This is a genomic window from Pseudomonas sp. PARCl1 (genome assembly GCF_947311875.1).
In the GTDB taxonomy this organism is placed as follows: Bacteria; Pseudomonadota; Gammaproteobacteria; order Pseudomonadales; family Pseudomonadaceae; genus Aquipseudomonas; species Aquipseudomonas juntendi.
The window spans coordinates 42254-53985 of record NZ_CAMZMX010000039.1; the positions used below are offsets into that span (position 1 = coordinate 42254).

Annotated in this window: 11 protein-coding genes; 6 read left to right on the forward strand and 5 right to left on the reverse strand. The window is 63.2% G+C overall.

The genetic code is table 11. From position 1 onward, the window contains the following. Positions 1 to 37: 37 nt before the first annotated feature. Both lptG and lptF read right to left on the reverse strand, forming a co-directional pair. Entirely contained in the window at positions 38 to 1099 is a 1062-nt protein-coding gene (gene lptG / locus QME24_RS18865; protein WP_029886777.1) for an LPS export ABC transporter permease LptG, read from the reverse strand. Continuing rightward, complete coding sequence (gene lptF, locus QME24_RS18870) at positions 1092 to 2207, reverse strand: LPS export ABC transporter permease LptF (protein ID WP_029886778.1); 1116 nt, start codon at positions 2205 to 2207, stop codon at positions 1092 to 1094. The genes lptG and lptF overlap by 8 nt, the downstream gene beginning before the upstream one ends. A 301-nt stretch (positions 2208 to 2508) precedes the next feature. Here lptF and QME24_RS18875 point away from each other — a divergent pair, with 301 nt between their 5' ends. From QME24_RS18875 to rlmF, 5 genes are all read left to right on the forward strand, one after another. Next, a complete protein-coding gene (locus QME24_RS18875; RefSeq protein WP_281690947.1) occupies positions 2509 to 4002 on the forward strand; it encodes a leucyl aminopeptidase in 1494 nt (497 codons plus the stop codon). 50 nt (positions 4003 to 4052) lie between these two features. Continuing rightward, positions 4053 to 4481 (forward strand): DNA polymerase III subunit chi, encoded by a 429-nt coding sequence (locus QME24_RS18880; protein WP_281690948.1) that lies wholly within the window; start codon positions 4053 to 4055, stop codon positions 4479 to 4481. Between the two features lie 5 nt (positions 4482 to 4486). After that, positions 4487 to 4828, forward strand: coding sequence for a hypothetical protein (locus QME24_RS18885; protein ID WP_054881584.1), 342 nt, complete (start codon positions 4487 to 4489; stop codon positions 4826 to 4828). A 184-nt stretch (positions 4829 to 5012) separates the two neighbouring features. Then, positions 5013 to 7859 carry a valine--tRNA ligase gene (locus tag QME24_RS18890; protein ID WP_281690949.1) on the forward strand — a complete coding sequence of 949 codons (2847 nt, stop codon included), beginning with the start codon at positions 5013 to 5015 and terminating at the stop codon, positions 7857 to 7859. Positions 7860 to 8021: 162 nt separating this feature from the next. After that, positions 8022 to 8972 (forward strand): 23S rRNA (adenine(1618)-N(6))-methyltransferase RlmF, encoded by a 951-nt coding sequence (gene rlmF, locus QME24_RS18895; protein WP_115293429.1) that lies wholly within the window; start codon positions 8022 to 8024, stop codon positions 8970 to 8972. A gap of 50 nt (positions 8973 to 9022) precedes the next feature. On the opposite strand, the gene QME24_RS18900 is transcribed toward rlmF, so the two are convergent. Further along, positions 9023 to 9304 carry an HU family DNA-binding protein gene (locus QME24_RS18900; RefSeq protein ID WP_003255106.1) on the reverse strand — a complete coding sequence of 94 codons (282 nt, stop codon included), beginning with the start codon at positions 9302 to 9304 and terminating at the stop codon, positions 9023 to 9025. Positions 9305 to 9674: 370 nt separating this feature from the next. On the opposite strand from QME24_RS18900, the gene yejK reads away from it, so the two are divergent. Beyond that, the gene (gene yejK / locus QME24_RS18905; protein ID WP_009687046.1) at positions 9675 to 10682 is read left to right on the forward strand and encodes a nucleoid-associated protein YejK; all 1008 of its coding nucleotides are present in this window, start codon (positions 9675 to 9677) and stop codon (positions 10680 to 10682) included. 96 nt (positions 10683 to 10778) lie between these two features. Here the strand turns inward: yejK and QME24_RS18910 are convergent, their stop codons facing one another. Continuing rightward, a complete protein-coding gene (locus tag QME24_RS18910; RefSeq protein WP_029886781.1) occupies positions 10779 to 11069 on the reverse strand; it encodes a GIY-YIG nuclease family protein in 291 nt (96 codons plus the stop codon). Beyond that, the gene (locus QME24_RS18915) at positions 11062 to 11538 is read right to left on the reverse strand and encodes a nuclear transport factor 2 family protein (protein WP_281690950.1); all 477 of its coding nucleotides are present in this window, start codon (positions 11536 to 11538) and stop codon (positions 11062 to 11064) included. The genes QME24_RS18910 and QME24_RS18915 overlap by 8 nt, the downstream gene beginning before the upstream one ends. Positions 11539 to 11732 lie beyond the last annotated feature (194 nt).

Sequence of the window (11732 nt, forward strand, 5' to 3'; positions counted from 1 at the left end):
ACGCTTAACAGACAAGCATTATCTCCAGCTCAAGCCATTACCCCGCCCGGCGCAGCAACCACACACCGGCCAGGGCACAAATGCCCGCCGGGATGACCACCGCCAGCAAGGGCGGGAAGCCGAACACCTGGCTCGAAGGGCCGAGCAGGTCCTGGCCGATGCGGAATACGAAGCCCACCAGCACGCCGGTGAACACCCGCTGGCCCAAGGTCACCGAGCGCAGCGGGCCGAAGATGAATGAAATGGCCATCAACACCAGTGCCGCAGTCACCATCGGCTGCAGGACCTTGGTCCAGAACGCCAGCCAGTAACGGGCGTTGTTCAGGCCCTGGTCGGACAGGTAGTGGATGTAGTCCCACAGGCCGGTGATCGACAGCGACTCCGGCGCCAGGATCACGGTGTTCAGCAGTTGCGGAGTCAGCGACACGTCCCAGCGCTCGGTGGGGGCCTTCACCACCTCGGTGTGGTCCCCGCGGAAGAAGGTCGTGCTGACGTCGCTGAGCAACCAGTGATCGTCGGTGTACTGGGCACGCCGGGCAAAGCTCGACGTCTGGATCTTGCGCTCGCTGTCGAAGCGGTAGCGGGTCACGCCGAGCAACAGGCCGTTGGGCTGTACGGCGTTGATGTGCACGAACTCCTCGCCCTGGCGATGCCACATGCCACGCTTTGAGCTCTGCGCCTCGCCCCCACCCTGGGCCAGCGAGCGGTCAGCCTGGGCCTTGTTCTCGGTGACCGGCGCCACGTATTCGCCAATCAGCAGGCCGACCAGCATCAACACCAGCATGGGCTTCATCACCGCCCAGACGATACGCCCGATGGACACACCGGCCGCACGCATGATGGTCAGTTCGCTGCTGCTGGCCAGGCTGCCCAGGCCAATCAGGCAGCCGATCAGCGCAGCCATGGGCAGCATTTCGTACAGCCGCCGTGGCGCGGTGAGCAAGACGTAGTAACCGGCTTGCATCACCGTGTAGGTGTCGCTCAGGTCGCCCATCTCATCGATGAACGCGAACAACGAGGCCAGGCCGAGGATGATCCCCAGCACTGCCAGGATGGCCAGCAGCACGCTCTGGCCGATGTAGCGGTCGAGCTTAGCCATGGGCCACCTCCGCACGGCGGGCGGCACGCTTGAGGCGCAATGGCTCCCAGTACATCAGGCCAAGGCCGATGAGCAGGAACAGCCCGTGCACCCACCACATGCCCAAGGCAATCGGCAACTTGCCCTTCTCCAGGGCGCCACGTACGGAAATCAGCATTGTCAGGTAGGCCATGTACAGAAGAATCGCCGGCAGCAACTTGAGGAAGCGGCCCTGGCGCGGGTTGACCCGCGACAGCGGCACCGCCAGCAGGGTCACCACGAAGACCAGGATCGGCAATGACAGCCGCCATTGCAGTTCGGCGCGTTCGCGCAGGTCGGTCTTGCCGAACAGGTCGAGGGTCGGAATGGCCTCGCGCTCGGTCACTTCCTCGGCCACTTCCGGCTTGGGCAGCAACACGCCATAGGTGTCGTACTTGATGGCCCGGTAGTCGGCCTGGCCGGGGTTACCGTCGTAGCGGTAACCGTTTTCCAGCACCAGGTAACGGTTGCCATCGGCCTGGATCTCCTGGTGGCCCTTTTCCGCCACCAGCACCGACGGCGCACGGTCCTTGGTCTTGTCCTGATTGAAGCGTTTCTCGGAGATGAACACGCCACCGAGCTTGACGCGGTCGTCCGACAGTTGCTCGGTGTAGGTGACCCGCGAGCCGTCACGCAGCATCTGGAAACGGCCTGGCACCAAGGTGTCGAACTCGGTCAGGGTGTCCTGCTGGGCGATGATCTGCTGCACCTGGGCCACGCCCAGTGGCGCCAGGCTCAGGCTCAGCCAGGCCACCAGCAGCGCCACCAGTGCAGCCGGCGCCATGGTCATGCCCAGCAGGCGCTGCTGGCTCATGCCAGTGGCCGAGAGCACGGTCATTTCGCTTTCCAGGTACAGGCGGCCGTACGCCAGCAGAATGCCGAGGAACAGCCCCAAGGGCAGGATCAGCTGCAGGAAACCCGGCAGGCGGAAACCCATGATCAGGAACAATACGCCCGGGTCGAGCACGCCCTGGGCGGCCTGGGCCAGGTACTTGATGAAGCGCCCACTCATGATGATCACCAGCAGCACGGCGCTGACGGCGCTCAAGGTCACCAGGACCTCGCGGGACAGATAACGAAAGACGATCAAACCAGACACTCCTGGGTTGTCAGGGTGGACTGCCATGCAATGGCGCCAAACAATGACTTAGTACATCCAAGACCAATGCCGGTTCGCCAAAGGCGAACCTCCATGTAAAGTGCGCGCATTATCCTGTGATTGGCTGCGCCTGTCACTTGGCGGCGCGTGAAGGCGCATAACGGGGTTGTCAGCACGCGGGCGGCAGGCTCAAACTGGCAGCTTTTCCGCTGGCGCGCGACGACGCGGCCAGGCCCGTCCAGAGCGCTGCAATTTACAGCGCCATTTGTATCGATCATTCGGGGACCCTGACATGGAACTGGTTGTAAAAAGCGTAGCTGCTGCATCGGTAAAAACCGCCACCCTGGTCATTGCAGTCGGTGAAAATCGCAAACTTGGCGCGGTGGCCAAGGCCGTCGACCAGGCCACCGAGGGTGCCATCAGCGCGGTACTCAAGCGCGGTGACCTGGCCGGCAAACCGGGCCAGACCTTGCTGCTGCACAACCTTCCGGGCCTCAAGGCCGAACGCGTCCTGCTGGTCGGCAGTGGCAAGGACGAAGCCCTGGGCGACCGCGCCTGGCGCAAGCTGGGCGCCAGCGTCGCCGGTGTGCTCAAGGGGCTCAACGGCGCCGATGCCGTGCTGGCCCTGGACGATATCGCCGTCAGCAACCGCGATGCCCATTACGGCAAGTACCGCCTGCTGGCCGAAACCCTGCAGGACGGCGAATACGTGTTCGACCGCTTCAAGAGCCAGAAGGTCGAGCCGCGCGCACTGAAAAAAGTCACCCTGCTGGCAGACAAGGCCGGCCAGGCCGACGTCGAGCGCGCGGTGAAGCACGCCAGCGCCATCGCCACCGGCATGGCGTTCACCCGCGACCTGGGCAATCTGCCACCTAACCTGTGCCACCCGAGCTTCCTTGCCGAGCAGGCCAAGGACCTGGGCAAGGCGCACAAGGCACTGAAGGTCGAAGTGCTCGACGAGAAGAAAATCAGGGACCTGGGCATGGGCGCCTTCTACGCCGTGGGCCAGGGCAGCGACCAGCCGCCACGCCTGATCGTGCTCAACTACCAGGGCGGCAAGAAGGCCGACAAGCCCTTCGTGCTGGTAGGTAAAGGCATCACTTTCGACACCGGCGGCATCAGCCTGAAACCCGGCGCCGGCATGGACGAAATGAAGTACGACATGTGCGGTGCCGCCAGCGTCATGGGCACCCTGCGTGCGGTGCTGGAACTGCAACTGCCCATCAACCTGGTCTGCCTGCTGGCCTGCGCCGAGAACATGCCAAGTGGCGGCGCCACCCGCCCCGGTGACATCGTCACCACCATGAGCGGCCAGACCGTGGAAATCCTCAACACCGACGCCGAAGGCCGCCTGGTGCTGTGCGATACCCTGACCTACGCCGAGCGTTTCAAGCCACAGGCGGTGATCGACGTCGCTACCCTGACAGGCGCCTGCATCGTCGCCTTGGGCAGCCACACCTCCGGCCTGATGGGCAACAACGACGACCTGGTCGGGCAATTGCTCGACGCGGGCAAGCGCGCAGACGACCGAGCCTGGCAACTGCCGCTGTTCGACGAGTACCAGGAACAACTGGACAGCCCGTTCGCCGACATGGGCAACATCGGCGGGCCGAAGGCCGGCACCATCACCGCAGGCTGCTTCCTGTCGCGTTTCGCCAAGGCCTATAACTGGGCGCACATGGACATCGCCGGTACGGCGTGGGTCAGCGGCGGCAAGGACAAGGGCGCCACGGGTCGCCCGGTGCCGCTGCTGACCCAGTACCTGCTGGACCGCGCTGGCGCCTGAGGCCATGACGCCGGTGGTGCCTGGCGCGCCACCGGCCGGCCATACCGACCATGAGCAAAGTCGACTTCTATATTCTGCCTACCGACTCGCTGTCGGCGCGGCTCGATTTCGCCTGCAAACTCTGTGAAAAGGCCTGGCGCCTTGGCCACCGGGTCTATCTGCATTGCCAGGATGCCGAGCAACGCGACGAACTGGACCTGCGCCTGTGGCGGTTCAAGGGCGAAGCCTTCGTGCCCCACGACCTGGCCGAGGTGCATGCCGACGCCGGCGTGGTCCTGGGCCTGGCGGAACACGCCGGTGACCATCACGACCTGCTGATCAACCTGGGCGCCAGCGTGCCGGGCTTTGTCGGCCAGTTCGAGCGGGTGGCGGAAATCGTCGTCGAGGCGCCCGACATTCGCCAATCGGCGCGAGAGCGATTCCGTTTCTACCGTGAACAGGGCTATGCTCTGCAAGACCACCGCTTACAGCGACTTTGACGACGATGGACAAGCACTCCCCCCTGCCCGACTCGGCTCACCTGCTCGACGACCTTGAGTCGATCCGCCAGTTGCTCGGCGATGCCGACCTGCAACCCCCCCTGCTGACCGAAACGGTCGAGCAACTTCCGTTGTTGCCGGACGCGCCGGTTACCGACGCGGCTGCGCCCGAGGAAGACCCGCAGACGCGCCGCCAGGACACCCTGCTGCACCTGGAGAGTGAGCTGCGCGCCGCGGCGCAGATGATCATGCAGGACGTGATCAACGACTTTACCCCGCATATCGAGAACGAAATCAAGCGCCGGCTGGATGCGCGCATCGAGCGGTTGATCAAGCGTTCCGAGTAAAACCGCACATCGGTGTTGCCTGCTTCGCGGGCATGCCCGCTCCTACAGGGACCTCAACGCCTGTGGTGGGCTTGTGGCAGCAGGCAACACAGTTCCGACAGTTGTCAGCAGCTTGTCGCCTGCGGCCCCCAGCTTGGTTATACTTCCCGGCTTTCCCGAATAAATGCACAGGGTCCCGCCGCGCATGGATAAGACCTACCAGCCGCACGCCATCGAAACTTCCTGGTACAACACCTGGGAGTCCGAGAACTATTTCGCTCCACAAGGTGCAGGCGAGTCCTACACCATCATGATCCCGCCGCCGAACGTCACCGGCAGCCTGCACATGGGCCACGGCTTCAACAACGCGATCATGGATGCCCTGATCCGTTTCCGCCGCATGCAAGGCCGCGACACCCTGTGGCAGCCAGGCACCGACCACGCCGGTATCGCCACCCAGATGCTGGTCGAGCGCCAACTCGAGGCCAAGGGCCAGAACCGGCATGATCTGGGCCGCGAGAAGTTCCTGGAGAAGGTCTGGGAATGGAAGGATCAGTCCGGCGGCAATATCAGCCGGCAAATCCGCCGCCTGGGCTCGTCGGTCGACTGGAGCCGCGAGCGCTTCACCATGGACGACGGCCTGTCCGAAGCGGTCAAGGAAGCCTTCGTGCGCCTGCACGAAGATGGCCTGATCTACCGCGGCAAGCGCCTGGTCAACTGGGACACCAAGCTGCACACGGCCATCTCCGACCTCGAAGTGGAAAACCACGACGAAAAAGGCCACCTGTGGAACCTGCGCTACCCGCTGGCCGATGGCGCCAAGACCGCCGAAGGCGAGGGTTACCTGGTGGTTGCCACTACCCGCCCGGAAACCCTGCTGGGCGACGCCGCCGTGGCGGTCAACCCGAATGACGAACGCTATCAGGCACTGATCGGCAAGTACGTCGAGCTGCCGCTGGTGGGCCGCCGCATTCCGATCATCGCCGACGACTACTGCGACCCGGCGTTCGGCACCGGCTGCGTGAAGATCACCCCGGCCCACGACTTCAACGACTATGAAGTCGGCAAGCGGCACAACCTGCCGCTGCTGAACATCTTCGACAAGAATGCCGTCGTACTGGCCAACGCCCAGGCCTTCAACCTCGACGGCAGCGTCAACGAGCAGGTCGACACCCAGTTGCCGGCGCAGTACGCCAACCTCGACCGCTTCGTGGCGCGCAAACAGATCGTGGCCGACCTGGACGCCCAGGGCCTGCTGGTCAGCATCGACGACCACGCCCTGAAAGTGCCGAAAGGCGACCGTTCCGGTACCGTGATCGAGCCCTGGCTGACCGACCAGTGGTACGTGTCCACCAAGCCGCTGGCAGAGCCTGCCATTGCTGCCGTGGAAGACGGCCGCATCCAGTTCGTGCCCAAGCAGTACGAGAACATGTACTTCTCGTGGATGCGCGACATCCAGGACTGGTGCATCAGCCGCCAGCTGTGGTGGGGCCACCGCATTCCGGCGTGGTACGACGAGGCCGGCCAGGTCTACGTTGGCCGCAACGAACAGGAAGTGCGCGCCAAGCACCAACTGGGCGCCGACGTGGTGCTGCGCCAGGACGACGACGTGCTCGACACCTGGTTCAGCTCGGGCCTGTGGACCTTCTCTACCCTGGGCTGGCCGGAGCAGACCGAATTCCTCAAGAAGTTCCACTCCACCGACGTGCTGGTGACGGGCTTCGACATCATCTTCTTCTGGGTTGCGCGCATGATCATGCTGACCATGCACCTGGTCAAGAACGAGGATGGCACCCCGCAGGTTCCGTTCAAGACCGTGTACGTGCACGGCCTGGTGCGTGATGGCCAGGGCCAGAAGATGTCCAAGTCCAAGGGCAACGTGCTGGACCCGCTGGACATCGTCGACGGCATCACCCTCGACGCCCTACTGGAAAAACGCACCAGCGGCATGATGCAGCCCAAGCTGGCCGAGAAAATCGCCAAGCAGACCAAGGCCGAATTCCCCGAAGGCATCGCCAGCTACGGCACCGACGCCTTGCGCTTCACCTTCTGCTCGCTGGCGTCCACAGGCCGCGACATCAAATTCGACATGGGCCGCGTCGAAGGCTATCGCAACTTCTGCAACAAGATCTGGAACGCTGCCCGCTACGTGCTGGACAAGGGCGAGGATTGTGGCCAGAACGGCGAGGCCTATGAGCTGTCCCTGGCTGACCGCTGGATCATCTCGCAGCTGCAGCGCACCGAAGCCGAAGTGACCCGCCAGCTGGAGCAGTTCCGCTTCGACCTGGCCAGCCAGGCGCTGTACGAGTTCATCTGGAACCAGTACTGCGACTGGTACCTGGAGCTGTCCAAGCCTGTGCTGTGGGACGAAAATGCCCCGGTCGAGCGCGCCCGCGGCACCCGCCGCACCCTGGTGCGCGTGCTGGAAGTGGCGCTGCGCCTGGCACACCCGTTCATGCCGTTCATCACCGAGGAAATCTGGCAGCGCATCGCACCGCTGGCCGGTATCGAAGGCAAGACCATCATGCTGCAGCCATGGCCGGTGGCCAATGAAAGCCGCATCGATGCTGCCGCCGAAGGTGATATCGAATGGCTGAAAGAGCTGATGGTCGGCCTGCGCAACATCCGCGCCGAAATGAACATTGGCCCGGGCAAGCCGCTGCCACTGTTCCTGAAGAACGCCAACGCCGACGACCAGCGCCGCCTGCAAGAGAACGAAGCCTTGCTGAAGAAGCTGGCCAAGGTCGAATCGTTCACCGTGCTGAGCGATGCCGAAGAGGCACCGCTGTCGGCTACTGCGCTGGTGGGTGACCTGCAAGTGCTGGTACCGATGGCCGGGCTGATCGACAAGGATGCCGAGCTGGCGCGCCTGAACAAGGAAATTCAGCGCCTGCAGGGCGAAGTGGCACGCGTGGGTGGCAAGCTGTCCAACGCTGCCTTCGTCGACAAGGCCCCGCCTGCGGTGATCGAGAAGGAGCGCGCCAAGCTGGCCGAGTCCGAACAGGCCCTGGCCAACTTCACCGAGCAGCACGCGCGCATTGCAGCGCTGTGACAACCTGATAGACCGCTGGGGCCGCTGTGCGGCCCTTTCGCGACACAAGGCCGCCCCTACAGGACGGTGCCGGTTTCACAGGCGCCGCTATCCTTTAGGGGCGGCCTTGTGTCGCGATAGGGCTGCACAGCAGCCCCAAGGCCTGCAACACCGGACCCCGCCATGACCGACAAACCTACCCTGCACCCGCGCAACCGGCACCAGGGGCGCTACGACTTCCCCAGCCTGATCAAGGCCCACCCTGACCTGGCCCGCTTTACCATTACCAACCCCCACGGCAAACCCAGCATCGACTTCGCCAACCCCGAAGCCGTAAGGGTATTCAACCGTGCCCTGCTCAAGGCCCAATACGGCATCCAGCACTGGGATATCCCCGCCGACTACCTGTGCCCGCCCATTCCCGGCCGCGCCGACTACATCCACGTAGCCGCGGACTTGCTGGCCACGGACAACGCGGGGGAAATTCCCAAGGGCGCCCAGGTACGCGCGCTGGACATCGGCGTGGGTGCCAACTGCATTTACCCGCTGCTGGGCCACAGCGACTACCGCTGGCGCTTTCTCGGCTCGGATATCGACCCGGTAGCCCTGGCCTCGGCCAAGGCCATCGTCCAGGCCAACGGCCTGGGCAAGGCCATTGCCCTGCGCCAGCAGGCGAACCGGGGCCATATCCTCAGCGGTCTGTTGCAGCCAGAGGAGCGTTTTGACCTGACCCTGTGCAACCCACCCTTCCACGCCTCCCGCGACGAAGCCACCCGCGGTAGCCAACGCAAGTGGAAAAACCTGGGCAAGCAGGACCCCAAACGCAAGCTGCCGCTGCTGAACTTTGGTGGCCAGAACAATGAATTGTGGTGCGAGGGTGGCGAAATCCGCTTTGTCACCCAACTGGTGAGCGAAAGCGTGCAGTACGCCGGAAGCGTGTTGTGGTTCACCAGCCTGGTGTCAAAGGCCAGCAACCTGCCGGGCATAGAGGCTGCACTGAAGAAGGCCGGTGCCAAGGCCGTACGTGTCGTCGAAATGGGCCAGGGCCAGAAGCAGAGCCGCATGGTTGCCTGGAGCTTCCACGACGAAGCGGCACGCCAAGGCTGGTACGCCCAGGGCCGATCACAGGCATGAAAAAACCGCGCCCGGGCAAGCCGGGCGCGGTTTCGTCAAAGCAGCAACAATTACTTGTTGATAGCGTCGGTCAGCACTTTGGCTGGCACGAACTTGACGACTTTCTTGGCAGCGATTTCGATGGCAGCGCCAGTCGAAGGGTTGCGGCCAGTGCGGGCAGGACGCTCCGAGACTTTCAGCTTGCCGATACCTGGCAGGGTGATTTCAGCGCCGTTTTCCAGCTGGTCAGCAACGATCTGGCCCAGTTGCTCCAGTGCGTTCTTGGCGGTGGCTTTCGGCGCGGCGATCGACTCGGCGATGTCGGCAATCAGTTGGTCTTTGGTCAATGCCATGGTGGTGTTCCTTCCCTATCAAATTCGATGGTTATGCAGCGAACGACGACGTTATCGGGCCAGCCCCTTGTAGTGGAGGGCCGCGCCAATTGGGTATGTAGATACTTAAATCGGCGTTTGGTTCGACACGACGGCAGCACGCTGCCAGCAATGCGCCACGCGTGGGGCGCAAGACCGCGCAAAGCTACCACAGGAGTGGATAAATATCCGCAGCGCACTTCGATTAAATGCAGGTTTTTCAGGGGTTTTGGCTTAACACGTACAAAAATGAACAAAAAACGAACAACCGGCATTTCGGCCAACATCCGGCCACTGCACCACTGGGTGTCTGGGTTAAACTTGGCGACTTTTGCAGCCCGCCGAGAATTTCATGCCTATCCGTCATTGCATCGTTCACCTGATCGACAAGAAGCCTGATGGCAGCCCCGCCGTGCTGCACGCCCGCGATAGCGAACTGGCGGCTTCCGACGCCATCGAAAACCTGCTGGCAGACCTGAACGACAGCTACAACGCCAAGCAAGGCAAGGCCTGGGGCTTCTTCCACGGCGAGTCGGGGGCCTACCCGCTCAGCGGCTGGCTGAAGCAGTACCTGGAAGGCGACACAGACTTTACCGCCTTCAGCCGCCAGGCCGTGGAACACCTGCAGAAGCTGATGGAGGAGTCCAACCTGTCCACCGGCGGTCACGTGCTGTTTGCCCATTACCAACAGGGCATGACCGAATACCTGGCCATCGCCCTGCTGCACCACAGTGAAGGCGTGGCGGTGAATGCCGAACTCGACGTCACCCCATCCCGTCACCTTGACCTTGGCCAGTTGCACCTGGCGGCGCGCATCAACCTGTCCGAGTGGAAGAACAACCAGAACTCCAAGCAGTACATCTCGTTCATCAAGGGCAAGAACGGCAAGAAAGTCTCGGACTATTTCCGCGATTTCATTGGCTGCCAGGAAGGTGTCGACGGCCCGGGTGAAACCCGCACCCTGCTCAAGGCTTTCAGCGACTTCGTCGAGAGCGAAGACTTGCCGGAAGCATCCGCCCGCGAAAAGACCCAGACGCTGGTCGAGTACGCCACTACCCAGACCAAACTGGGTGAACCGGTGACGCTGGAAGAGCTGTCCAGCCTGATCGACGAAGACCGGCCCAAGGCGTTTTACGACCATATCCGCAACAAGGACTACGGCTTGTCGCCGGAGATTCCGGCGGATAAACGCACCCTCAACCAGTTCCGTCGCTTTACCGGGCGTGCCGAAGGTCTGTCGATCAGCTTCGAGGCGCACCTGCTGGGCGACAAGGTGGAGTATGACGAGGCCGCCGGCACCCTGATCATCAAGGGGCTGCCGACCACCCTGGTGGACCAGCTGAAGCGACGCAAGGACTGACGGCCCATGGGCCGCGCGACCTGCTCCTGCAAGCATCGCGACCTCTTGTAGGAGCGGCCTTGCGTCGCGATGGGCCGCAAAGCGGCCCCAGCACCCTCAAGCCGAACCCATCAGATAAGCCGCCACCAAAGCCTCTTTCGCCGACTTGCGCAGCCGTTTCACCAACCGCTCCTGGCGCAATGCCTCGCCCTTGTCCGGCCATTGCTCGACATACACCAGCGCCTGTGCCGGGCTGGTCTTGAAGTACCGTGCCCCCCGCCCTTTCTGATGGGCCAGAAAACGCCGCTGCGGGTCATCGCTGACCCCGCAATACAACGAACCGTTGGCCGCCCTGACCAGGTAGACATACCAAGGCTTGCCAACGCCTGCGGGGGCAGCTTCACACACCCTGGGCCTGCTGGAACGCGCGCAACCCCTTGAAGGCCTGTGCGCGAACCTTGTTCTGCACCAGCGGCGACCAACCCAGCAATACCCCTGGCATGCCCAACGCCTGCCGCGACCAGCGCCACAGGTCGAACGTATCGTCGTGCTGGCAGATCAAGCCATCGCGGATGATGAAGCGTGCCTGGATATCATTGACCACCACCCGCCCCGTCTGGCTGAACAGGTGGGTCGCCACCCAGTGTGCGGCACCGCTGCGCTCGTCGGCGCGTACGCTGTCGAAGGTGAGGGTGAAGTCTTTGGCGCGCGTGGTCAGCATGCGCCACATGTCGCCCGCGTCCTTGCCACGCAGCGTACCGAAAACTGGGTCGCTGAAAACGATATCGTCGCTGTAGCAGGCGATCATTGCCTCGGCGTCCAGGCGCTGGAAGGCCTGGTAGAAGCGCGTAATCAAATCGCGGTGGGCGTCACTCATGGGGGCTGGTCCATCCTGGGGTCGAAAGCAGCACGATAATCTGACCCGGTTGCTTATGCCAGCTTCCGCCGCAGCATCTTCAGCACCTGTGAGATCGAGCGCCGCCCGCGCGGCGCAATCGCGAGCTGCGCTCGCTCCTACGTTTGTTTCGGGCCAATTATTCCTGTGGGATTCGCGCGCGAACGCCTTGGTGC